The sequence below is a fragment of the Sphingobacterium yanglingense genome (assembly GCF_004363245.1).
Lineage (GTDB): Bacteria > Bacteroidota > Bacteroidia > Sphingobacteriales > Sphingobacteriaceae > Sphingobacterium > Sphingobacterium yanglingense.
On the sequence record NZ_SNYV01000002.1, the window covers coordinates 1 to 25,590 of the forward strand.

21 protein-coding genes are annotated in these 25,590 nt (G+C 38.9%); 7 read left to right on the forward strand and 14 right to left on the reverse strand.

The genetic code is table 11. The annotated features are described in order from the left end of the window. Positions 1 to 250: hypothetical protein (locus CLV99_RS23280; RefSeq protein WP_211348374.1), on the forward strand; the 250-nt coding region annotated here is incomplete at its 5' end. Between the two features lie 267 nt (positions 251 to 517). On the opposite strand, the gene ccoS is transcribed toward CLV99_RS23280, so the two are convergent. From ccoS to ettA, 7 genes are all read right to left on the reverse strand, one after another. After that, positions 518 to 691 carry a cbb3-type cytochrome oxidase assembly protein CcoS gene (ccoS, locus tag CLV99_RS00625; protein WP_133582556.1) on the reverse strand — a complete coding sequence of 58 codons (174 nt, stop codon included), beginning with the start codon at positions 689 to 691 and terminating at the stop codon, positions 518 to 520. 12 nt (positions 692 to 703) lie between these two features. Further along, positions 704 to 3,097 (reverse strand): heavy metal translocating P-type ATPase, encoded by a 2,394-nt coding sequence (locus tag CLV99_RS00630; protein WP_133582557.1) that lies wholly within the window; start codon positions 3,095 to 3,097, stop codon positions 704 to 706. 6 nt (positions 3,098 to 3,103) lie between these two features. After that, the gene (hemN, locus tag CLV99_RS00635) at positions 3,104 to 4,450 is read right to left on the reverse strand and encodes an oxygen-independent coproporphyrinogen III oxidase (RefSeq protein WP_133582558.1); all 1,347 of its coding nucleotides are present in this window, start codon (positions 4,448 to 4,450) and stop codon (positions 3,104 to 3,106) included. A 22-nt stretch (positions 4,451 to 4,472) separates the two neighbouring features. Beyond that, positions 4,473 to 4,913, reverse strand: a complete 441-nt coding sequence (locus CLV99_RS00640) for a Rossmann-fold NAD(P)-binding domain-containing protein (RefSeq protein ID WP_246032669.1) — start codon at positions 4,911 to 4,913, stop codon at positions 4,473 to 4,475. A gap of 133 nt (positions 4,914 to 5,046) precedes the next feature. Further along, positions 5,047 to 6,108, reverse strand: a complete 1,062-nt coding sequence (locus CLV99_RS00645; RefSeq protein WP_133582559.1) for a response regulator — start codon at positions 6,106 to 6,108, stop codon at positions 5,047 to 5,049. Between the two features lie 20 nt (positions 6,109 to 6,128). Next, the gene (locus tag CLV99_RS00650) at positions 6,129 to 7,319 is read right to left on the reverse strand and encodes a PAS domain-containing sensor histidine kinase (RefSeq protein ID WP_133582560.1); all 1,191 of its coding nucleotides are present in this window, start codon (positions 7,317 to 7,319) and stop codon (positions 6,129 to 6,131) included. Between the two features lies 1 nt (position 7,320). Then, the gene (gene ettA / locus CLV99_RS00655; protein WP_133582561.1) at positions 7,321 to 9,003 is read right to left on the reverse strand and encodes an energy-dependent translational throttle protein EttA; all 1,683 of its coding nucleotides are present in this window, start codon (positions 9,001 to 9,003) and stop codon (positions 7,321 to 7,323) included. A gap of 254 nt (positions 9,004 to 9,257) precedes the next feature. On the opposite strand from ettA, the gene CLV99_RS00660 reads away from it, so the two are divergent. Further along, positions 9,258 to 11,801 (forward strand): ATP-dependent Clp protease ATP-binding subunit, encoded by a 2,544-nt coding sequence (locus tag CLV99_RS00660; RefSeq protein ID WP_133582562.1) that lies wholly within the window; start codon positions 9,258 to 9,260, stop codon positions 11,799 to 11,801. A gap of 81 nt (positions 11,802 to 11,882) precedes the next feature. Here CLV99_RS00660 and argC read toward each other — a convergent pair whose 3' ends face one another. From argC to CLV99_RS00675, 3 genes are all read right to left on the reverse strand, one after another. Continuing rightward, positions 11,883 to 12,902: an N-acetyl-gamma-glutamyl-phosphate reductase gene (gene argC, locus CLV99_RS00665; protein ID WP_133582563.1), complete on the reverse strand. Its 1,020-nt coding sequence runs from the start codon at positions 12,900 to 12,902 to the stop codon at positions 11,883 to 11,885. Positions 12,903 to 12,999: 97 nt separating this feature from the next. Continuing rightward, positions 13,000 to 14,187 (reverse strand): argininosuccinate synthase, encoded by a 1,188-nt coding sequence (argG, locus tag CLV99_RS00670; protein WP_133582564.1) that lies wholly within the window; start codon positions 14,185 to 14,187, stop codon positions 13,000 to 13,002. An 86-nt stretch (positions 14,188 to 14,273) separates the two neighbouring features. Continuing rightward, positions 14,274 to 14,990, reverse strand: coding sequence for a GNAT family N-acetyltransferase (locus CLV99_RS00675; RefSeq protein WP_133582565.1), 717 nt, complete (start codon positions 14,988 to 14,990; stop codon positions 14,274 to 14,276). Positions 14,991 to 15,546: 556 nt separating this feature from the next. Between CLV99_RS00675 and CLV99_RS00680 the strand changes: the two genes are divergently transcribed. Then, positions 15,547 to 15,732 (forward strand): hypothetical protein, encoded by a 186-nt coding sequence (locus CLV99_RS00680; protein WP_246032670.1) that lies wholly within the window; start codon positions 15,547 to 15,549, stop codon positions 15,730 to 15,732. 86 nt (positions 15,733 to 15,818) lie between these two features. Here the strand turns inward: CLV99_RS00680 and CLV99_RS00685 are convergent, their stop codons facing one another. Continuing rightward, a complete protein-coding gene (locus tag CLV99_RS00685) occupies positions 15,819 to 17,975 on the reverse strand; it encodes a S9 family peptidase (protein ID WP_133582567.1) in 2,157 nt (718 codons plus the stop codon). A 141-nt stretch (positions 17,976 to 18,116) separates the two neighbouring features. Between CLV99_RS00685 and CLV99_RS00690 the strand changes: the two genes are divergently transcribed. The 4 genes from CLV99_RS00690 (at position 18,117) to recA (ending at position 21,866) form a co-directional block, all read left to right on the forward strand. Then, a complete protein-coding gene (locus CLV99_RS00690) occupies positions 18,117 to 19,742 on the forward strand; it encodes a S8 family peptidase (protein WP_133582568.1) in 1,626 nt (541 codons plus the stop codon). A 74-nt stretch (positions 19,743 to 19,816) separates the two neighbouring features. After that, complete coding sequence (locus CLV99_RS00695; protein ID WP_133582569.1) at positions 19,817 to 20,002, forward strand: hypothetical protein; 186 nt, start codon at positions 19,817 to 19,819, stop codon at positions 20,000 to 20,002. 69 nt (positions 20,003 to 20,071) lie between these two features. Further along, positions 20,072 to 20,740, forward strand: a complete 669-nt coding sequence (gene nth / locus CLV99_RS00700) for an endonuclease III (protein ID WP_133582570.1) — start codon at positions 20,072 to 20,074, stop codon at positions 20,738 to 20,740. 103 nt (positions 20,741 to 20,843) lie between these two features. Continuing rightward, positions 20,844 to 21,866, forward strand: a complete 1,023-nt coding sequence (gene recA / locus CLV99_RS00705; protein ID WP_133582571.1) for a recombinase RecA — start codon at positions 20,844 to 20,846, stop codon at positions 21,864 to 21,866. Positions 21,867 to 22,083: 217 nt separating this feature from the next. On the opposite strand, the gene pruA is transcribed toward recA, so the two are convergent. The 3 genes from pruA to CLV99_RS00720 form a co-directional block, all read right to left on the reverse strand. Continuing rightward, the gene (gene pruA, locus CLV99_RS00710) at positions 22,084 to 23,721 is read right to left on the reverse strand and encodes an L-glutamate gamma-semialdehyde dehydrogenase (RefSeq protein WP_133582572.1); all 1,638 of its coding nucleotides are present in this window, start codon (positions 23,719 to 23,721) and stop codon (positions 22,084 to 22,086) included. Positions 23,722 to 23,924: 203 nt separating this feature from the next. Then, the gene (locus tag CLV99_RS00715; RefSeq protein ID WP_133582573.1) at positions 23,925 to 24,794 is read right to left on the reverse strand and encodes an AraC family transcriptional regulator; all 870 of its coding nucleotides are present in this window, start codon (positions 24,792 to 24,794) and stop codon (positions 23,925 to 23,927) included. 166 nt (positions 24,795 to 24,960) lie between these two features. Further along, positions 24,961 to 25,569 (reverse strand): superoxide dismutase, encoded by a 609-nt coding sequence (locus CLV99_RS00720; RefSeq protein WP_133582574.1) that lies wholly within the window; start codon positions 25,567 to 25,569, stop codon positions 24,961 to 24,963. Between the last annotated feature and the right edge of the window lie 21 nt (positions 25,570 to 25,590).

Consider the following 25,590-nt stretch of genomic DNA (forward strand, 5'->3'; position numbering starts at 1 on the left):
GCGGCGATCGCCCTTCGTTTCCGTTGGGACTGCAAAGGTAGGAATCTTTTTTAAACCTCCAAATTTTATTTTAAAATATTTTCGGAGAAGATTGCGGGAGGATAAGATTTATCGGATAAAACCAAAAAAAATCCTCTTTCTACCTTATGTCATCGTTCTGAAGAACCGTCCCTCCCTCGCGGAGTGGTGCAAAGATAGGGACTTTAAGACCACATTTCAAAGACATATCACAAACTATTTTATCGAATAAAACATAAAACACTGGAACATTGAACGATAAAATTGAAAAAAGAAAACAAACAGGTACCATGGATTGCACAAAAGGTAAAATCATTCTATAATCAGTCTGGATTACGACGGATTTAAGCAAGGCATAACAGAGCCTTTATAGTGGTATACCTCTATTATATCTCTAGATAACCCCTAGAAAATTTAAAACAGAGACGAAGCTGTAAAGAAGCAATGCAGAGGATAACCTCAGCGAACCATCAATAAAAAATGAGGAAAAAGAAAAGACTTATTTTTTTTCTGGTGTCTTGACGTCGGCTTTCACTTCGTCATCGAAAAGAATACGTACAGATGGAGTATAAGTATCCTCATTTTGTCCCGTTCTATTTGCCCAAAAGAAAGCTCCTAAGAAAATAAGTGCTATAAAAATGCTACACCCGATTAAGAAAAAAATAATAGACATACTTATATATTATTAAATAAGACTTCTCTTCTTTCCATACCATCTTGTCATTAAGCTTGTAAAGGAAATAATAGTTACAGTACTAATGGGCATCAAGATTGCAGCAAACAAAGGAGACATTGTTCCCTGGACAGCAAAACTTATCCCTATCACATTATACAACAACGAAATTACAAAACTCATTTTAATAACCTTAACCGCATCTTTACTAAAAGCAAAAAAGTCAGGCAATTTTTCAAAAGACACGCCATCCAAAATAGCGTCACAGCCCGGTGAAAAGTTATTGATATCATCCGAAACAGCAATACCCAAGTCCGCTTTGCGCAGAGCTCCGGCATCATTCAAACCGTCCCCTAACATACAGACATTCTTACCCTCTTTTTGCCAGCTATCTATTTTCAACAACTTATCATTAGGCGTTTGATTAAACAATAGTGTCGCATTGGTAGGGAAGATCAAACGTAAAGCTTCTGCTCGACGTTCATTATCTCCAGATATAAGATGTAGTTCGTAACTCTTCTTTAATACACCAATAACCTCATTCAACCCTTCTCTCCAAGACTGTTCCAATGTAAAAACTCCTTTTACAGCCTCATTGACTACAACATATACCACTGATCCTTCAACTTCGGAATACTTTACATTTGTAAACAAAGCACTCCCTACCATAATACGATAATCCAAATAAGAAGCGGACTGCCCCTTCCCTACAAACTCCTCATACTCGTTAATCGGCAAAATATTACAAGGTCCTAACCATTTTATAATCTCTCGGCTTAATGGATGATTCGAATTCCTACACACAGAGTATAGTAAGTCCCGTTCCAATTTACACAAATTCCCTGCAAAACACATCGTAGAAGCACTAGGAGACGAGATCGTACCTGTCTTATCAAAAACCACAGTATCTATAGCTGCCATCTGCTCTATTGCTGAGGTATTTTTAATGTACATTTTATTCCGATCGAAAATACTAAGAGCAGCGCTTAATGTAAAGGGCGAACTCAATGCCAAAGCACAAGGACACGCTATGATAAGTACTGCCGTAAATGCCGCCCACGCCCTGTCATGTGCATTTCCTAATATCCAAAATACCGCTGCAAGCAATGCAATAGAAACTAACGCTACTGTAAAATATTTACTAATTACCCCTACAAAAGTTTCAAATTTTCGCTCATAGGATTTGAGGCTTTCATTATTCCACAGTTTTGTGAGATAACTTTGTGACACAGCCTTTACAACCTCCAGCTCAATAGCCCCCCCTGTTTGCCTTCCACCTGCATACACAACTTCTCCCAAAATCTTCTTCATAGGTTTACTTTCTCCTGTCACGAAACTAAAATCGACTAATGCTTCTCCCTTGAGCAACATCGCATCTGCAGGAATAATCTCATTATTACGAACCAGAATACGATTTCCTACTTTTAAATCGGCAATAGGAGTCGGCTTTTCATTTTCTTCCTTCAAAACGGTGACTGCTACGGGAAAGTAAGATCTATAATCCCTTTCAAAGGAAATATGATAGTATGTTCTTTCCTGCACCCATTTCCCTATTAAAATAAAAAATACAAGGCTACATAATGTATCTATAAAACCAGCCCCACTCTGTGTTAGAATCTCAAGAGCCGACCGGAAAAATAAAACGAAAATTCCCAGCGCTAAGGGAACATCTAAATTTAGTCTTCTCTGCTTAAGACTATACCAAGCCGAACGAAAGTAATCGGAAGCACTATATAATAAAACGGGCAAACCAAAAGCTAGGTTCATATAGCCGAAAAAAGCGGAATATTCCCGTTCAAATTCAGCCATCCCAAAATACTCTGGAAAACTAATCATCATAGAATTGCCAAAACAAAAACCGGCAACAGTGATTTTACTGATCAATCCATTCTGATTTTTTTTCTTTCCTTCCTTTATAACGTCCTGTAATGTGATCTTTGGATCATATCCTATATTATGAAGCAACTGTACCAGTTCTTTTAAAGAAAGTCCATCTTTACTAAAGGTGATACTAGCTTGCCGTTTCATAAAATCAACCTTAGAAGACTTTACATACGGATTCAATTTAAACAGGTTTTCCAATAACCAAATACAGGAACTACAGTGGATTGCAGGAACATAAAAAGTGATAACCGCTATCTCTTCATCTTGATAATCAACTAATTTGGCAACGATATTAGGCTCCTCTAGATAACTTAAATCCTCCTTTTGTGCTTGCTGGGATTTCCCGGGATGACTATTATATCGGTAATAGCTCTGCAGATCGTTTTCATTTAAAATTTGATAAACGGTCTGACAGCCTAGACAACAAAATTGGTGATCATTCAACACATAGGGAGTTTGCTCAACAGCATCCCCACAATGGTAACACTTCGTTTTAGTAATCAAACTGCTATGCTCTGCCATATAATATTAAATCGCTTGACTAAACAAATTATCTCTTTCTTTTGTCTTTTGCAACCTTTCGTCAAAGGCCATACATACATTTCTTAAAAAGGATCTTCCAATATCCGTGATACGCACCTCGTCTCCATCAATCTGTACCAAGTTATCGTCCATTAAAGGTACCAATCTCCCTTTAATCTTACGATCTATTTTGTTTCCCTTTAATACTACACGTCCTCTACACATCATGTCCAAAATATAAACTCTCACCACAAGATCTTCCTCATCTAGCAGATGACCTTTAAAAACGGGAAGCTCACCTGCATTGATACATGCGTGGTATTCCTCTACCGTTTTTACATTCTGTGCAAAAGCAGTCCATGAATCACTGATCGATGAAACGCCCAATCCGATCATCAACGGTGTATATCGATCAGCATATCCCATAAAATTCCGATGCAATGTTCCGTCTTGTGCTGCTAAAAATAAAGCATCATCCACCTTTGCAAAATGATCCATACCTACATCTTCATATCCAGCCTCCTGTATCATCGCCTTACCCATCTTATATAATCCCAGTTTTTGCTCTCCCTCAGGAAGGTCATGTTCCGTAAACTTTCGTTGCCCTGGTTTAATCCATGGAACGTGAGCATAACTATAGAACGAAATTCGATCTGGGGACATCTCCAGAGACAACGCTATTGTCTCACGAACAGACTCCATAGTCTGTAGTGGCAAACCATAAATAAGATCAAAATTAATAGAGTCATAGCCAATAGACCGTGCGCGTTCCATCACATAAGTAACCTCTTCTATAGTTTGATGTCTATTAATAATCGCTTGGACCTTTTCATCAAAATCCTGTATACCAAGACTGAGCCTCCGAAAGCCCAAATCATACAATGTCTTTAAATGAGCTTCTGTAGTATTGGCCGGATGCGCTTCAAATGAAAATGAAGCATCTTCACTCTTTTCATTCCCGTCCAAAATCCCTTCAATCAAGCGCTTCAAATTATGTGGCGTAAAGAATGTTGGTGTTCCACCGCCGAGATGTATTTCACTTACTTTTACTGATTCCTTACCCAATAATACTTTATACATTTTCCATTCGGCCAATAAAGAAGTAATATAAGGATCCTCTACTGCATGGTTTTTAGTAATTCGCGTATTACAGCCACAATAAGTACACAAACTTTCGCAGTAAGGTAGATGAATATAGAGACTAATCCCTTTACCTTTCGAGTTCTCGTAACGATTCTTAACGCTAACGCTCCAATCTTCACGAGTAAACTCTTCATTCTGCCAAAACGGGACAGTAGGATAACTCGTATAACGAGGTGCCGCCACATTATATTTTGATATCAGTAAATTCATATCCGCTCCCATAGTTGTGTTATTATTTAGTGTGTGTATGTTTATCGCATTCGAAAGAACAATGGCAAGACTCCCCTAAGCATCTTTTATTCCCCCAGTTGTTAAGGTTGGAAATAGTCTGTATAGCAATACTTTCCGGAGATTGATCAGCAGCAGGGGTATTGGCAACATGCATTTTTAGAACAGAAGCATACTGCATGTCGATATGCTCAAGACTAGTCGAACGGGTTATTATTTTTTTTACTCCGATTTCCCAAAGCGCTTCGAGCATCTGTTTGTCTAAAAGATCCCGTCCAGAGATGATAATCACATCCTTACCTTCTGTATAATGAATCGTATTAAAGTTGAGCCCATTTGAAATTAAAGTCAGATCATGCACCTTAGCATTCGCTTTGGCAAGTAACTCTTTCTCGAATTCTTCTATGTTATATGCGACGACCCTCATATATGCAATAACTTCCATTGATTCATTATGGTACAATAATTCAAATCTAACAGTAGTTCTGCACATTACGAATGCAAACCGTCAAACAAAAAAATGATTCTTATCACTTATTCTAAAAAAGAACAGCGGCTATCTGTTCTAATAGCCGCTGTTACTGTTTTATCTTTTTTAGTTCCTTTATCGATAGTATTCGTATTGCCGTTTTTTCCTTTATAATTATCCCTTCTTCTTTAAACTCAGCTAGAATACGGCTTATAGTTTCATTTGCCGTCCCAGCAAATGCTGCCAAATCCTCTCTCGAAATACGAATTAAGACTTCGTCATCATCTTTGTTTTCCCAACTTTTCTGAGCAATCTGAATCAATGCACTAGCGACTCTCTTCCGTACAGTGTCATAAGCAAAACCTAACATCTGTTCTTCCTTCTCTTTAATATTTCCAGACAACATCCTGATAAATTTACTCGCAATACCTGGTTTTCTATAAATCAGTTCGAAGAAAACATCTCTACTTATCATAGCTATCTCAGAATCCTCCAGCGACGCTGTACTTTCGGTATAGTTTTCATTCATAAGGATTGACTCATATCCAAAAAAGTGCCCGTCTCCATGGATATCGGTTGACAGCTCTCTCCCATCCTGATAATTAAGGAAACTTCTTACCTTACCTTTCACCACATAATATATAAAGAGAGGCGAGTCATCTGTTCCATAAATCAGCTGCTTCTTCTTGAATTTTTTGACACGCGCCTCCTTGACCAAATTTTCTAACAGGTAATTCTGCTCCTCTTCTTCCAATTTCAAGAAACGACCGTTGCCAGCAGCGAGATCCAAACTATCTTTTTTCTTTAACCTACTCTCAATAGCGTTTAACAGCTCGATATCGTCAAACGGTTTGACGATGTAATCATCAGCTCCCATCTCCATCGCTTTACGCATATCCACGCGCTCTGACTTTGCTGTTATAAAAATAAAAGGAATATGCATCGTACTCTCTTGCTTACCTAGCATATACAGGACTCCATATCCATCTAATTCAGGCATCATGATATCGCACAGAATCAGATCTGGGTGATGCTTGGTCGCAAGTTCAACACCAATCAACCCATTTTCTGCTGTAATAATTTCATACTCGCCAGTCAACTCCAATATCTCAGCACTTCCCTCTCTGATTTCTAAATTATCCTCGATAATTAAAATGGTCCGTTTCTTCATTTATGTTTTACTTTTTTTGCCTAGCGGCTGAATACCATCCGGAATAAAGCTCCCTGATTAATTGCAGACCAATACTCCAACTTCCCATCCATAAGACTCACATATCTTCTTACGATATTGAGTCCCAAGCCCGTACCGGGAATACTCCCAGTATTATGCGCCCTAAAAAAGGGTTCAAAAAGATTCTTCTGATCCTCTACCGGTATACCTATCCCATTATCTTTAACTACGATCGTACAGAATTCATCTGTAATTTCTGTAGAGAATTCAATGAATGTATCTTCTCCAGAATACTTGATCGCATTAGAAACCAAATTTATAATACTATTCTTCAACAAATGCGCATCTAGGTAAAAGTCAGCCTGAGCTCCCGTATGTTGATAGACAATATGCTGATTTTTCTTACAGATTAGCTGCATCTCTCCTGAAATCTCTTCGCCTAGGTGTACGAGATTTATATGTTGCTTATTAACGACAACGACTCCTGCCTCCAGTTTTTCTAAAGAAAGGAAATCATTGAGAATATTATTAAGCAATTGAACAGAACCTTTGATTCTATTCGTATGTTTCATCACCGCTTCAAAATCAGGCCTTTCGATATACTTATCAATCAAAGAGGCTGAAAGCTGAACAGAGCTCAAAGGAGTTCTAAATTCATGGGAAGCCATCGACACAAAACGCGACTTCAATTGATTGAGCTCCTTTTCTTTTTCAAGAGAGTTACTCACGTCTGCTTTAGCCTTTTCCAGTTCCGAGACTAGGGATATCAAATCCTTTGTCCTATGTCGAACCACTTCTTCTAACTCCAATGTATGCTTCAAAAGCTCATCTTCGGCCTTTTTTTCTTTCGTCAAATCATGGACAAAGCCTGTAAAAATACTCTTGTCCTTATAAAAAACCTCACTTACTGCTAGTCGGAAAGGAAATGTCGTTCCATCTTTTTTCTTTCCTCTTACCTCTCTTCCTACACCGATAATCTTCTTCCTTCCCGTTTCTTTGTAATTCGAGATATAGCTATCATGCCGGCTTTGGTCAGGTTCAGGCATTAGCATAGAAATATTATTCCCTATCACCTCTTCTGCATCATAGCCAAACAGCGTCAGAGCTGCAGGATTAATAGATTCCACCAATCCCTTACTATCGATAGTTATGATTCCATCTATCGCCGTAGCTATTATTGCCTCTAATAACCTTGCGGACTCTAAACTCATATTACTTTACCAATTTTTTGTATTTGATACGCTTAGGGGCAACATCTCCTAGACGCTTTTTACGGTTTTCCTCATATTCAGAATAATTCCCTTCATAGAAATACACCTGCGAATCCCCTTCAAAAGCCAAAATATGAGTACAAATTCTATCCAAGAACCATCTATCGTGAGAAATCACCACTGCACAACCTCCAAAATTCTCCAAGCCTTCCTCTAAAGCTCTTAACGTATTAACGTCGATATCATTTGTAGGCTCATCCAGTAACAATACATTAGATGCCTTTTTCAATGTAATAGCAAGATGTACCCGATTTCGCTCTCCTCCAGACAACACCCCTACTTTCTTTTGCTGATCCGCTCCATTAAAATTAAACTTTGAAACATATGCTCTCGAATTGGTCGCACGATTGCCCAACATAATATTATCGTTCCCTTCAGTTATGTTTTCCCATACGGATTTTTCGGGATCCAAATCATTATGCAACTGATCTACATATCCTAATACCACGGTTTCTCCGACTTTAAAAGTACCTGTATCCGGTTCTTCCTGGCCAGTAATCAGACGAAACAATGTTGTTTTACCAGCCCCATTGGGCCCGATAATTCCAACAATCCCCGCTGGAGGCAATGAAAAGCTCAAGTTTTCAAACAAAATCCGGTCGCCATAAGCTTTAGAAATATTATCAGCTTCGATGACAACATTTCCAAGACGTGGTCCCGGTGGGATGAATAACTCCAACTTCTCTTCTCTTTCTTTGGTTTCTTCCGAAGCCAATTTATCGTAGTTATGTAGACGAGCCTTAGATTTGGCATGCCTCGCTTTTGGAGCCATACGTACCCACTCCAATTCACGTTCCAAAGTCTTCTGACGCTTTGTCTCCTGCTTTTCCTCTTGTGAAAGACGTTTTGCTTTTTGATCAAGCCACGAAGAATAGTTCCCTTTCCAAGGAATCCCTTCGCCCCGATCCAGTTCCAAAATCCAACCAGCCACATTATCTAAGAAATACCTATCGTGGGTAACAGCGATAACCGTTCCTTTATAATGTTGTAGATGCTGCTCCAACCAATCAATAGATTCTGCATCCAAGTGGTTGGTAGGCTCATCCAGCAATAACACATCAGGCTCTTGCAACAACAACCGACAAAGTGCAACCCTACGACGCTCCCCTCCTGACAAATTGGCAATGATCGCATCAGGCTCTGGACAACGAAGAGCATCCATTGCTCTTTCCAATTTAGAATCTAGTTCCCATGCGTTTGTTGCATCGATTTTATCTTGCAATTCTCCTTGCCTAGCGAGAAGCTTATCCATCTCATCCGGATTCTCATAAACTTCTGGCAATCCAAAACGTTCGTTGATATCTTCGTACTCTTTCAGAATAGCTGTTGTCTCCGCTACACCCTCTTCAACAATTTCCTTAACTGTTTTATTAAGATCCAACTCAGGCTCCTGAGCTAGATATCCTACAGAATAGCCCGGAGAGAAGACAACTTCTCCTTGATAGGACTTATCTAATCCAGCGATAATTTTTAAGAGAGAGGACTTTCCTGAACCATTCAGACCGATTACACCAATCTTGGCACCGTAGAAAAATGATAGATAAATATTTTTTAGAACCTGCTTTTGTGGGGGGTAAATTTTATTTACTCCCGCCATTGAAAAAATTACTTTCTCGTCAGACATATATTTTTGAACCTAAACTTTTATATTATTCCTTGTATTGCCCAAAGATACCAAATTCACCCTTAATTGTGAAACACTGTAGCCAAGCCCCCTGGGGACACGTTCTATAAAAGAAAAAAAACTGCCATTTTGACGATATTATCATGTGGCTTGATTGTTGATAATTTATAGAGAAATATAAGTTAGGATTTACATTTATTTCATACATTTATAAAGTTCTAACTTAGTTTAATAAAAGAAAGAAAGGTAATTACATGGAAGCAAAATTCTCACCAAGAGTCAAAGATGTGATCTCTTATAGTCGCGAAGAGGCGCTACGTCTCCGCCACGATTATATAGGCACCGAACATCTCTTACTTGGGCTTATTCGAGAAGGTGATGGGGTGGCGATAAAAATCCTTAGAAATCTATTAGTAGACACTGGTTCAATTCGACAGTCTATTGAGGATGCAGTAAAAGGCTCATCGGTATCCAGGGCACCGGTAGGATCTGTCCCTCTGACAAAACAAGCTGAAAAAGTTTTGAAAATAACCTATTTAGAAGCCAAAATCTTCAAAAGTGACATTATTGGTACGGAGCACCTACTGTTAGCTATCCTACGTGATGAAGACAATATTGCCTCACAGATCTTACAACAGTATAATGTGACGTATGATTTATTCAAGAACGAAGTAGAACAAAATAAAGCTACGATTACGGATGAAGCATCGGGTTCGTCTACACCAGACGACGACTATGCAGAAGAAGATAATTTTTCTGCTCCGAAAAAGGTTTCTGATATCAAATCAAAGACACCAGTTCTAGATAATTTTGGCCGTGATTTGACACGCGCTGCTGAAGAAGGAAAACTAGATCCTATAGTAGGCCGTGAAAAAGAAATCGAACGTGTTTCTCAGATTCTATCACGTCGCAAGAAAAACAACCCAATCTTAATAGGAGAACCTGGAGTTGGTAAATCTGCTATTGCCGAAGGATTAGCATTACGCATTGTGCAACGCAAAGTTTCACGTGTATTATTCAACAAACGAGTGGTCACTTTAGACTTAGCGTCTCTTGTTGCTGGTACTAAATACAGAGGCCAGTTTGAAGAGCGTATGAAAGCCGTTATGAACGAACTTGAAAAGTCTCCTGATGTGATTCTTTTCATCGACGAAATACATACGATTGTAGGTGCAGGTGGTGCTTCTGGTTCACTAGACGCATCCAACATGTTCAAACCAGCACTAGCGCGTGGAGAGATTCAATGTATTGGAGCCACCACGTTGGATGAGTATAGACAATTTATCGAAAAAGATGGAGCCTTAGATCGTCGCTTCCAAAAAGTAATGATCGAGCCGGCTTCACACGATGAAACGATAGAAATTCTAAATCGTATTAAAGACAAATATGAAGAACATCATAATGTCAACTACACGCCAGAAGCAATTGAAGCCTGTGTCACGTTAACCACACGTTACATTACAGACCGTTTTCTACCAGACAAAGCTATTGACGCGTTGGATGAGGCTGGTTCAAGAGTACATCTTACCAACATACATGTGCCTCAGTCAATCATCGACATTGAAGAAAAAATAGAAGAGGTCAAAGTAGAAAAAAACAAAGTTGTTCGTTCTCAAAAATACGAAGAAGCAGCTAAGCTTAGAGATACAGAGAAAAAACTCCTTGAAGAACTAGAGAAAGAAAAGGCAGCTTGGGAAACAGAGACAAAGAGTAAACGCTACACGGTCACTGAAGACAATGTCGCTGAAGTCGTTTCTATGATGACCGGTATACCTGTCCAACGCGTTAGCCAGACCGACAGTCAGAAGTTACTGAACATGGGAGACTCCATGAAAGGACGGATTATTGGTCAGGACGATGCTGTGCAAAAACTGGTAAAGGCCATACAACGGACTCGTGCAGGATTAAAAGACCCAAGAAAACCTATCGGTTCATTCATCTTCTTAGGCCCCACCGGAGTTGGTAAGACGGAGCTCGCTAAAGAATTGGCTCGTTTCATGTTTGACTCCGAAGATTCACTGATTCAAGTTGACATGAGCGAATACATGGAAAAATTTGCCATATCTCGATTAGTAGGAGCGCCTCCAGGATATGTGGGCTATGAAGAAGGGGGGCAATTAACAGAGAAAGTACGTCGTAAACCTTACTCCGTAGTATTACTGGATGAAATTGAAAAAGCGCACCCTGATGTTTTCAACCTACTACTTCAGGTACTGGACGAAGGTCAGTTGACAGATAGTCTTGGTCGTAAAGTTGATTTTAGAAATACGATAATTATTATGACTTCCAACATCGGAGTACGTCAGTTAAAAGAATTTGGACAAGGTGTAGGTTTTACAACTTCCGCCAAAGAAACTCAAGCTGACTCACACTCTAGAGGGGTTATTGAAACGGCTCTGAAACGCGCTTTTGCACCAGAATTCTTGAACCGTATAGATGATGTGATTGTTTTCAATTCATTGACAAAAGAAAACATCTTCAAAATCATAGATATTGAATTAGTATCTTTATTTGGACGAATTGAAGCATTGGGGCATTCCATTGAGTTGACAGACAAAGCAAAAGAGTTTATCGCTGAGAAAGGATATGACACCAACTTTGGAGCGCGTCCGTTGAAAAGAGCTATTCAAAAATACCTTGAAGATCCAATTGCTGAAGAAATCTTAAAAGGAGAACTAAAAGCCAACGATGTAATCATGGTTGATTTGGATGATGACAAGAAAGAAATTGTTGTTAAGGGAAGAAGTTCTGGAGACAGCTCTGTCTCTTCAGACATAAGCGAAGAAAACGAAAAATAAACAGTTTTTTTCTATATAGCGCAAAGGGCTGTATCATATAGTTTTGATACAGCCCTTTGTTATATTATAATCGACAGTTAGTTAAAAACCCATTGGCTTTAGATTTAAGCCCGTACGTTCTTCTATACCAAACATTAAGTTCATATTCTGGACTGCTTGCCCGGACGCACCTTTTAACAAATTATCCGTAGCATTCAAGATCAATAATTTATCCCCATGTTTTTCAATATGCATAATGCTCTTATTGGTATTAACCACTTGTTTTAAATCGATATTATCACGTGAAACTATAGCAAAAGGATGCGTCTCGTAATAACCTTCATAAAGCTGATATGCCTCATCTTCCGTCAAATCTGTATCTACATAAATACTCGAAAAAATGCCCCTTGGAAAAGCACCCCGCAAGGGTACAAAATTAATACGCTCCGCTGCACGCTCCATCAAAGCGTTCTCTGAGTCCACCAAAAAACCAGTTTGCAATTGATCCAATGATTCTGATATCTCCTGTAGGTGTTGATGTTCAAAAGACTTATAAGCCGATAGGTTACCACTTCTCCAAGAAAAATGAGATGTAGGGCTTGGTTTTTGCCCCGCCCCTGTCGACCCAGTTGTAGCCGTCACATGCACTTGACCTTTTAATTCTCCTCGCGCAGCCAAAGGCAATAATGCCAATTGTATGTTTGTTGCAAAGCAACCTGGATTAGCCAAATAATGTGCAGATTTTATGGCTTCCCGATTCAATTCAGGTAATCCATAAACGAACTGCGCATCCTTGTATTCTCTATTTGCTCTAAGACGATAATCCTGTGATAAATCGATAATTTTAACATGAGGTTCCACTGTGTTAGCTGCTAAAAATTTACACGCATCTCCATGTCCTACGCATAAAAACAGTACATCTATCTGTGAATGGAAATCGGACGTAAAACTTATCTCTGTGTCACCTAGTAGATCATTATGCACCGCTGAGACCTTCTTCCCTGCATTTGAAGCACTATTTGCAAACACAATCTCAACTTTCGGGTGATAGACAAGAATTCTTAGTAATTCACCACCAGTATACCCGGCAGAGCCAACGATACCAACTTTAATCTTTTCCATAAATACAATATTGTAACCATAAAAAATGGGCACTACGTTTAATACGTGGCACCCATATCCATTTAATCAGTAGTATATTCCAACAGCCAGTTAGTCACTAACCTTTGTTATTTACTTTGTGCCAAATAATAGTTTGATTTCCGAATATCTTAGAGAATCCTTTCACATCATCTCCAGTATATCCTTCATTCATCTCTCCATAGCTCCCAAATTCATTGTTCATTAAATCGTGTGCAGACTCAATTCCTATGATTACAAATCTATGAGGATGTAACTCAACAATAACCCTTCCTGAGACAGTTTCTTGAGAGGATGCCAAAAAAGCTTCGATATCTCGCATCACTGGGTCGTGCATCTGACCTTCGTGCATCCAATTGCCGTAAAAACCGGCAATTTGGTCTTTCCAAGACAATTGCCATTTCGTCAATGTATGCTTTTCCAACGTATGGTGTGCTTTAACCAAAATCAACGGCGCCGCAGCCTCAAAGCCTACACGTCCTTTAATTCCAATAATCGTATCACCAACATGTATATCACGTCCTATTCCATAGGGTTGTGCTAAATCCTGTAGTCGTTGGATTACGGCTACCGCACCGATTTTATTGCCATTCAATGCGACAGGCTCTCCTTTTTCAAAATCAACCGTTATTGTCTGTGGTTCTGTAGAGGTCACAGCAGTAGGCCAAGCCGATTCTGGTAAATACTGATTAGAGGTCAATGTTTCAGCACCACCTACCGATGTACCCCACAATCCTTTATTGATCGAGTATTTAGCTTTCTCCGCACTATAAGGAAAACCATGCTTACCAAGGTATTCAATCTCCGCTTCACGTGACAATTTCAGATCCCGAATTGGTGTAATAATCTCAACACCGGGAATCAGCGTATTAAAAATCATATCAAAACGAACCTGATCATTACCTGCTCCTGTCGATCCGTGTGCTACACAAGCTGCACCAATCTTCTTTGCATAATTAGCAATAGCAGTAGCCTGACACACACGCTCTGCGGATACAGACAGAGGATACGTTGCGTTCTTCAATACATTACCAAAAATAAGGTACTTTATTGTATCTCGGTAATAGTCTTCCGTTTCATCGATAGTAGTATGCGATTTAACACCTAACTCATAGGCACGCGCTTCAATATTCTTTATTTCTTCTGCTGAAAACCCACCTGTATTTACAACAACAGAGTGGACTTCCATCCCTAAATCCTTAGAAAGATAGATACAACAAAAAGATGTATCCAAACCTCCACTGAATGCTAGAACTACTTTTTTCATCCGTATAAATTATTTATTCATTTATATATACCGCTAAACAATGTGCACATTCTTTATTGGCGTGAGTGTGTATTCTTTTGAGAGAACTAAAATCCTTTTACTGGTCTACTCCTTAGCGCAAACAAAACAGAAATAGTCTTCCGTGTTGATCTCCACAATTTAGCTTCGATACGTTTCAGCAAAGACTGCTTCTTAGCGATACGATCCAGACGTTCTTTAGCTTCTGCCTTACGTTGTATCTTTTCCTTCAATTCCTTTTCCTTTTCGACCGGATCCCATAGCATAGCCGTACACATACAGTTTTTACGGTCCTTACTCATCAGTATGTCGTAATTTATACAACTTTGGCATCCTTTCCAAAATTCTTCATCCTGTGTTAGTTCAGAGTAAGTAACAGGCTCATAGCCTAGATCTGAATTAATCTTCATCACAGCAAGCCCTGTTGTCAAGCCAAAGATCTTGGAATTTGGATACTTCTCTCTCGACAATTCAAATACCCGCTTCTTAATAGCCTTAGCTAATCCCACTTTACGAAACACAGAATTAACGATTAGTCCCGAATTCGCGACATAATCTCCATGCCCCCAGGTCTCAATATAACAAAAACCCGCCCATGTACCATCCCGATGTAAAGCGATCACCGCTTTTCCTTCCTCCATTTTTTTCGCTACATACTCAGGTTTGCGGCGAGCAATACCTGTACCACGAGCCTTTGCAGACTCAAACATTTCATCACAAATCTGCACAGCATATTTCACATGATCTGCTGTAGCGGGAATAATTAAAAAATCTGAAATTGTCATCTTAAGACGTCGACCTAAAAATTAATGCACTTAATGTGCGCTAAAAGAAATAACCAAGGGTTAAGAAATTCATTGAGCTAAATGAATTTACTCGAAATAGAATTGACCTGCCTCTCGAATCAAGCTCGAGGCAGAATAGGTCGTCGGAATCTCAAAACTGGGCAATTTGACGTATTATATCCGAACATAGGTATAGCTACAAACTTACTGAAAGTCTGTGCGATAATACTATTATGTCCCTTTTTACAATACATTTAAAACCGATCCGTATATTTTCTTAAATCTAACAGCGCAAAAGTAAAGAATTATTTTTCTCTTTTATGCAAAAAAAACATATTTTTTTTGACAAAATACCATTTATGCCCTTAATGACAAAAAAACTGGCAATAAGACCATATAATTATTGAAATCTTGAAAACAAAATAAACAGAATAATTGATTCGATTTGCCTTCTCTTTTCAAATACTGTACTTTTGCAATTCAACATATTGAGTTAGTTATGGTAGGCCCGAGTATTATTTTCTACATTTTATTTGCAGTCCCTTATGTTTTTGTGATGTATTGGTTAGTAAAACAAGACAAACGCAAATACGCTTGGGGAATAGCGATAGTTACCTTAATTGCAATTTTAGGTATCTATGTATCTCAAAAAGCGAGCAAAAATGCAATCGAGAATTATCGTCAACATCAGATTGATGCTCGAGAACAAGAGACTGAGAATCACAAAGACACGCAAAACTAGGAATAACAGTGCTATTCTTTCTAGCAGAGAGATTATAGAAAAAGGGCATCAAACGTTAAAATTTGATGCCCTTTCTTTAAAGTCAGTTACTCGGTTATACCTTCCAATTTAAGGATAAACGCAAACTCTAACGCCTGATCTTTAAGATAGTCAAATCTACCAGATGCGCCTCCATGTCCAAAATCCATGTCCGTCTTAAGCAAAACCACCTGATTTCCTTTCTTCAGCGCTCTCAAGCGAGCGACCCACTTAGCGGGTTCGAAATACTGCACTTGGCTATCGTGTAGTCCTGTAGTCACCAACAAGTTCGGATATTCCTTAGCCTCGACATTCTCATAGGGAGAATACGACTTCATATATTCGTAAGCCTCCTTTTCGTTCGGATTTCCCCATTCATCGTACTCATTTGTTGTCAATGGTATAGTCTCATCCAACATAGTCGTAACTACATCAACAAAAGGGACAGCAGCAATCACACCATTCCATAGATCAGGAGCCATGTTTATGATTGCCCCCATCAACAAACCTCCGGCACTTCCCCCCTCCGCATAAAGATGCCCTTTACTGGTATACTTATTATCTATTAAATATTTTCCACAATCGATAAAATCGGTAAATGTATTTTTCTTCTTTTGAAGTTTACCATCTTCATACCATTGTCGTCCCATCTCTTCTCCACCACGAATATGTGCGATAGCATAGATAAATCCCCTATTCAAAAGCGATAGACGTGCACTACTAAATGATGGGTCCATAGACGCTCCATAAGAACCATATGCATACAGGTGGAGTGGAGCCGAACCATCTTTTTTCGTTCCTTTTTTATAAACCAATGATATCGGCACCAATACGCCATCTCTCACTTTAGCAAAAGTACGTTCAGTCACATACTCATCCTTATTATATCCACCTAATACCTCTTGCTGTTTAAGTAAGCTTTTTTCCTTAGAGCGCATATTATATTCAAATGTAGATGCCGGAGTTACCAAAGAAGTATATCCGTAACGGAAAACATCCGTATTATACTCTACATTCACGCTAGGCCGTACGGTATAAGTTGGCTCTCCAAAATCCAGCGGATAAGAAGTCTTATTCTTCAGGTCATGTATAGTCAGATTTGTCAGCCCGTTTTTACGTTCGGATACTACTAAAAAATCTTTAAATTCATCCACTCCCTCAATCAGGACATCTTCACAGTGCGGTATAAAATCTTGCCAATTATCCTGATTTGTAGCATCCAAAGCACAACTCAAAACCTTAAAATTTTGAGCATTCTTATTGGTCGTTATTAAAAAACGATCATCCAACGCCGTGACGCTATATAACACATCGTTCTGTCTCGCTTGAAATACACGAAACGCCTCGTTTGGTTGCTCTGCGCGCAGATATCTAACCTCCGAACTTAATGTTCCCTCCGACTCTATGAATATATATTTTCCGTTTTTGGACTTGCTAACGCCTATATAATTTGTATTGTCCTTTTCATGGTACACTTCTACATCTATCGCACTACTTGTTCCCACTACATGTCTCTTGATTTTTTCCGACAATAACGTCACTGGATTCTTGTGAGTGTAAAAAAGTGTTTTACTATCGGCTGCCCAGACACCACCTCCTGTCGTCTGCATAATACGGTCCTTCATTACCTCTCCTGTTTGAAGGTCTTTAATGTGAATCACATACTCACGTCGAGACACCGTATCCACACCGTAAGCGAGATATCTATTATCAGGACTTACTTCTAGCCCAGATACAGCGTAATAAGCCATTCCTTTTGCCATTTCGTCTACATCCAACAAAACCTCCTCGGTTCCGTCCAATCCGCCTTTCTTACGACAAAACTTAAAGTACTGTCTTCCTTCGTCCGTACGTCGGTAATAATAATAACCATTTTCTAAATAGGGGACAGATTCATCCTTCTCCTTGACCCGTGCCTTCATCTCATTATACAGTTTCATCTGAAGAGGTTCCGTGCTTTTCAACATAGCTGCCGTATACACATTCTCCTCCTGCAAATAATCTATCACAGATGCCGAGTCTGGACCTTTTTTGAAATAATCATTCAACCAGTAATAATTATCGACTACCGTATCTCCATGAACAATTCTCGTATAAGGCTTAATTGCTGCAACGGGCGCTTGGATATCGGGCCAACTAACATTTTTAACTTTCTCTCCCTGAGATCCGCAAGAACCTGTTATCATACTTAATATTATTATATAATTACCTATTTTCCTTCTCATATACCGAAGTTTTAAACTGAAAACGGTTTTAAAAATACGAAATCTCTGCAATTATTAAGTTACAATACCTATTTTACATACATTTAACTATTTTGACAGCATACCTAGCATTATATTTGCAGTTGAAACAAAAATTAAATTATGCGTAATACAAAACTATTTATCGCCTTATTGGGGATAAGCATACTTCCTTACTCAGGCTTTTCACAAGACAAGAAAGATAAAGCTCCAGCAAACTGGTACAATCTAGATTACAAATCGGACGGCATCATGGGAATCAGTACCGAAAAAGCATATGAACTACTTAAGGGACGTAAATCGACTCCTGTGATTGTTGCTGTGATTGATGGTGGTGTAGATATTAACCATGAAGACCTTAAAGAGGTACTGTGGATCAATAAAAAAGAAACAGGTGTTAATGGCAAAGATGACGACGGCAATGGCTATATAGATGACAAATACGGATGGAATTTTCTTGGAAATGCGAACGGGGAAAACGTCAACTATGACAATCTCGAAGTCACTAGATTGATCCGTAAGTATGAACCTAAATATATCTCTGTATTACCTACCACCCAACTTTCTGAAGCTGAACGAAGAGAGTTTGTTGCTTATCAAAAAATGATTTCGGATTACACCACCAAAATGGATGAAGCCCAATTTGGAGATGTAAATTATGGTCGTCTCAAACAAAGCATAGAGAAAATTCTTGCTGCAATGGGCAAAGAAGCAAAAGATGTCAAAAAAGAGGACCTTGATAACTTCAAAGCTGAGAATGACCAACAAAAACTCGCGATCCGAATTGCAAAAAAAGAAGTAGAATCTGGCGGATTCGAAAAATTCTACAAAGAAATTGAGGAAGCGACCGATTACTTCGGTGCACAAGTCAAATACCACCTCAATAAAGACTATGATTCCAGATCTATCATCGGTGACCATTATGATGATGCCAGCGAACGCAATTATGGCAACCCAGATGTCAAAGGTCCAGATGCTGAACATGGAACCCATGTTGCTGGTATAATAGGTGCTAAGAGAAACAATAACATCGGTATCAATGGTGTTGCCGACAATGTAGAGATTATGTCTATCCGTGCTGTACCAAATGGAGATGAAAGAGATAAAGACGTCGCTAACAGTATCAGATATGCCGTAGATAATGGCGCAAAAGTCATCAACATGAGTTTTGGAAAAGGCTATTACTATAATAAAAAAACGGTGGATGAAGCTATCCGATACGCTATGGACAAAGATGTACTATTAGTCCATGCTGCAGGAAATGATGGCAAAAACATTGATATTACACCAAATTATCCAACGAAATATTATACAGACAGTGTAAATGCGATTACAGGGGAAGCCAAAGCCTGGATTACTGTAGGAGCTACTTCATGGAAATTAGACAGCGATCTGTTAGCCGATTTCTCAAACTATGGTTACAAGTCTGTGGATGTCTTTGCTCCAGGTGTAGCAATCAATTCTACCATGCCTGAAAATCAGTATAAGGAACTACAAGGAACGAGTATGGCAGCGCCAGTGGTATCTGGCCTAGCAGCGATTCTACGCTCTTATTACCCTGAGCTTACAGCTCTGCAAGTAAAAAATATCATACTTAAGTCTGTCGTAAAAGTAGATCAAAAAGTAAAAGTAAAGCAAGAAGGCTCTAGCAAAAAGGTATATCTCGATGAAATCTCTGTAAGTGGAGGAATCGCAAATGCCTACAATGCTATTGTAGAGGCTAATAAGCAAACTTCAAACAAAAAGTAAAAAAATGTTAAATTTTCTATAATAATAATTCTTATTTTGCGTTTAACTACTAAACAACAATAAATAAGAGGCTTATGGTTGAAAATTCTACTACAATTTATGAAGAAGCTTACAAAAGCGATTTAAAAGAATCTATGACAGATATAGACGCCACCTTTGAAACAAATATCAAACAAGGTATTCAAAGTCTAGCAAAAGAACCAACACAGCGTGTCATAGACAATATTCTTTCTTACTCTAAATCATTTGTAAGCAAGTAACAACAGAGTCTCTAAAAGTTTAGAGACTCTGTTATTTTAAGAGTACCCCACAAATGATTATCTTTGTTTATGTTAAAAAAAGACCGTTACAAAGCCTTTGTAGAGTACTTCTCGACACATAATCCCAATGCAGAAACTGAGCTTCATTATAGCAATCCCTATGAGCTTTTAGTTGCTGTGATTCTATCGGCGCAATGTACCGACAAGCGCATCAACCAAGTTACGCCAGCGCTATTTGAACGCTTCCCCGACGCAGAATCGCTTGCAGCGAGTTCTCAGGACGAAGTATTCACCTATATACGTTCCGTAAGCTACCCCAACAATAAAGCAAAGCACTTGGTCGGAATGGCCCAAAAACTACAGGATGACTTTAACGGTGTTGTTCCAGAAAAAGTAGAAGATCTTATAAAGCTTCCTGGAGTGGGCAGAAAGACAGCAAATGTTATTTCGTCAGTTGTCTACAACAATCCAGCCATGGCTGTAGATACTCATGTATTTAGGGTGAGTAACAGACTTGGATTGACGAGCAATGCTACCACTCCACTAGCTGTGGAAAAACAACTGGTTAAATACCTTCCAGAAGAAACTATTGCGGTAGCACATCACTGGCTCATTCTGCATGGTAGATATATTTGCCTGGCCCGATCTCCCAAATGCGAGCAGTGTCCTATTACTTATTTCTGCAAGTATTTTGAAAAAAGCCGAAAAGCGGAGCTTATAACAAAACAATCCAACTAATTAAACACAACTATTCTCAAAAACACCAAAGACTAATAATATTAGTAAAAAATTTGATAATAAGAAATAAAGGTTATATATTTGACACATCAATACTAAAAACATGAGCAACGGAGAAAAATTAAAAGCATTACAGCTGGCCCTAGATAAGTTAGAAAAATCTTACGGCAAAGGTACTATCATGAAACTAGGTGATTCAGCAGTTGAGCCTCTTGAGGCGATATCGACTGGTTCATTGGGATTGGATATCGCCTTAGGTATTGGTGGGGTTCCCAAAGGCCGTATCATAGAAATTTATGGTCCAGAATCTTCTGGTAAAACTACCTTAGCCACTCATATCGTAGCCGAAGCTCAAAAAAAAGGTGGAATAGCTGCTATTATTGATGCGGAACATGCTTTTGACAAATACTATGCTCAAAAATTAGGTGTTGATGTAGAAAACCTACTCATTTCTCAACCTGACAATGGAGAGCAAGCTTTAGAAATTGCAGAAAACTTGATACGCTCAGGAGCTATAGACGTTATCGTTATTGACTCTGTTGCGGCCTTAGTACCTAAAGCAGAAATTGAAGGTGAGATGGGAGACTCAAAAATGGGACTTCAAGCCCGTCTAATGTCTCAAGCATTACGTAAGTTGACCGGAACCATCGCAAAGACAAACTGTTGCTGTATTTTCATTAACCAATTACGGGAAAAAATAGGTGTTATGTTTGGTAATCCTGAAACGACGACTGGAGGTAATGCCCTTAAATTCTATTCATCCGTTCGTTTAGATATCAGACGTACTTCTCAGATTAAAGATTCTGATGAAGTTTCTGGAAACCGTGTAAAAGTAAAAATTGTTAAAAACAAAGTAGCTCCTCCTTTCCGTATCGCAGAGTTTGACATTATGTTTGGAGAAGGAATTTCTAAAGTTGGTGAGATTATCGACTTAGGAGTTGAATATAACATCATCAAAAAATCAGGTTCATGGTTTAGTTATGGTGATACAAAATTAGGTCAGGGACGTGATGCAGTAAAAAATTTACTACTCGATAATCCTGATTTGATGGATGAATTAGAGACAAAGATTCGTGCAGAAGTAACCGGAGAAGCATTAGACCAGTCTGCGCTAATGGCGGAATAATCCACAGTGAAAAATAGTAAAATCTGGGCCTTTTAGAAATAAAAGGCCCATTTTATTTAATCATTACTTCCAACGGCAACATTACCCTGTTTTTCACAGCTATACATTATGACAACTATTATCCTGAGCAAAGCACCTAGCTTCCTAAAACAATAGATTTCCGAAATCAAAAAAGCACGGTGATTATACCGTGCTTTTTTTAATATTATTAAGCTTCTTATTGCTCTTCTGATAAAAATGGATATCTATAATCCGTATCTGGAGTAAAAGTCTCTTTAATTGTGCGAGGTGAAACCCAACGCAATAAATTAATCATTGATCCAGCTTTATCATTTGTACCCGAGCCTCTCGCTCCACCAAATGGTTGCTGTCCAACCACCGCTCCAGTACACTTATCATTAATATAGAAGTTACCTGCTGCATTACGTAACGCATACGTAGCCTCGTCAATTGCATAGCGATCTTGCGATATGATAGCCCCTGTCAATGCGTAAATTGAGGTTCTATCAACCAAGCCCAACATCTCTGACCATTTACTATCCTCATAGACATAAACTGTCAACACAGGACCAAACAATTCTTCAGACAACGTTTCATAATCTGGGGTTTTCGCAACTATAACAGTTGGATGAATGAAATATCCTGTTGACTTATCATATGTTCCACCGATGACAACTTCAGCATCTGCCGAAGCTTTTGCTCTGTCAATATAACTTGTGATTTTATCAAAAGATTTCTCGTCAATTACAGCGTTGATGAAATTGCTAAAATCTTCCGTTCCACCAATCTTAAATGATTTTATATCTCTTTCCATTAGCCCTTTCAAATCGTTCCAAAGCGATTGAGGCACATATGCTCTAGAAGCGGCCGAACATTTTTGTCCTTGGAATTCAAACGCACCACGAACCAATGCCGTATTCAGCACGTCCAAATCAGCTGAAGGATGCGCTACGATAAAATCTTTACCACCAGTCTCACCGACAATACGTGGATAAGTTTTGTATCTATGGATATTCTCTCCTATAGTTTTCCAAATATCTTGGAAAACGCCTGTAGATCCTGTGAAGTGAATACCTGCAAAATCCGGGTGTTTGAAGATTACATCTCCAGCGTCAGGACCAGAAACATATACCAAGTTAATAACCCCATCAGGAAGGCCAGCTTCTTTAAAGATTTGCATTAATACGTTGGCAGAATAAATTTGTGTGTTAGATGGCTTCCAAACTACAACATTTCCCATCATCGCTACTGATGTAGGTAGATTACCTGCGATTGCTGTAAAGTTGAACGGTGTCAATGCAAACACAAACCCTTCTAATGGGCGTTGCTCTACACGATTCCATACTCCTTTACTATTAGCTGGAGGTTGTTGCTGATAGATCTCAGACATGTATTTTACATTAAAACGTAAAAAGTCTACAATCTCACAAGCTGAATCGATCTCTGCTTGGTATGGATTCTTTGACTGCCCCAACATTGTTGCAGCATTCAGTTTATAACGATATTTAGTAGAGATAAGCTCTGCCGCTTTTAGGAAAATCGCTGCACGCTGTTCCCAAGGTAGGTTTTCCCAATCTTCTTTAGCAGCCAAAGCGACTTCAATAGCCTCTTCTACATGCTCCTTAGTACCCTGAGAATAGTATCCTAAAATATGCTTATGATCATGAGGAGGAGTCAATTTGACTTTTTTCTCCGTACGTACTTCCTTACCACCGATGTACATAGGAACATCTATTTCCTGACCTCTAGCATCTTGAATAGCCTGACGTAACAATGCACGCTCTTTCGTACCTGGTGCGTATGCGTATACCGGTTCGTTAACTGGAGCCGGAACATTAAAAAATCCCTTTAACATAATTTTAATTTTTTATCTATGTAAAATAACAAAATATATCTGCTACATTATAGTCTTGGATTGTCCATAATTAAACATATTCTGCCCCGACAACAAATAACAGTCATATCAACCAGACACAAAAATACAAAACAAAGACCTCTACACCAACAACATAAATAAACTCACACTCACATCAACACTAATCGTCAATACAATTTTTGTTAGATATCCACACTATGCTGAGCTATATATTTACGTGGCGACATCTTGGTAATGGATTTAAAAACACGGTTGAAATGCACCACATTATTGAACCCTGATTGAAAAGCGGCTTCTGCAATATGTTCCGATTTATTGTCAATCAAAATTTGACAAGCTTTTTCTATCCGCACCTCATTCAAAAAACTAATATATGTTTTGGTGGTATGCCTCTTAAAAAACTTGCAGAAGGAAGTAGGTGTCATATGCACGATAGATGCTACTTGCTCGACCGTGATATCCTCATTATAATGATCGAAAGTATACTTATACACCTGACTGATTCGCGCTCCGTCCTTATCCGAGTAAGTCACATTCCGAACTCCAGAATAAAGGGAAGAAACATCATGTCGATGGATTGCCAGCGCATAGAGCAAGGAAAGGAACTCCGTAAAACGAGGCATTGATGTCTTCACCATTAAATTGGTAAAATAATGCATCATTGATTCGGAAACAGACCTATCAAGCCGCTTACTGGTATCTAACTCTAATAAATAATCTTTAACCAACTCGAAATCAGGGATATGGTAAAGCTTCTTCATCCGCTCCAAGTTCACAAATATATGAATAGCATGTATATCTCCAATCTCCTCCTCATCCTCCATATCCCGATCAAACATGTGTGGCTCGTTGGGCTTCAAAACAAAAATATCACCAGACTGAAAAGACTGCATAATATTACCCACCATAATAGTCCCCTTACCCTTTAAGATATACGTTATCTGTGCTTCGTCATGGCGATGGTAGTAATTATAAAAATTCTCTTTCTTATCTTCCATAACAGCAAACACACCTTCACCATATACAGAGACTGTAAACTGAATCGGTTTCATAAACACCCTATCTTATTAAATCCTTCCTATTTTTTTCACGTTTTCCAACAAACAGCACTTCTCCCCTACAACATCTGTCTCTCATCCAATATCTCCTACTGAATAAAGATTAAAAAGGCGACAATGGTAATTCCATGTCGCCTTTTAAAATCGTTATAATCTATGCTTATTTAGCTGCTGCATAGTTCTTTGCTACAGCATCCCAATTTACAACATTGAAAACGGCATCTAGATAGGCAGGGCGTTTATTTTGATATTTCAAGTAATAAGCGTGCTCCCAAACGTCGATACCGAAGATAGGCGTTCCTTTAACTTCAGCCACATCCATCAATGGGTTATCTTGATTTGGAGTTGAAGTAACAGCTAGTTTACCATCAGCACCAACGATCAACCAAGACCATCCCGAACCAAAGCGTGTTGCTCCTGCTTCTTGTAATTTTTTCTTCAACTCATCGAAAGAACCAAAAGCACCATTGATCGCCTCTGCCAATTCACCTGTAGGCTCGCCTCCGGCATTAGCACCTAATACAGACCAAAACAACTTGTGGTTATAATGCCCACCGCCGTTGTTACGGACAGCAGGAGAATACTTACTGATGTTCTTTAAGATATCTTCCAACGAAGCATTTTCCGCGTCAGTACCAGCAATAGCTTTGTTTAAATTATCAACATATGCTTGGTGGTGGCGGTCATGATGAATCTCCATTGTTTCTTTATCAATATGAGGTTCCAATGCGTCGTTTGCGTATGGTAACGCTTCTAATTCAAATGCCATAGTTACTTATTTTAATAAAAT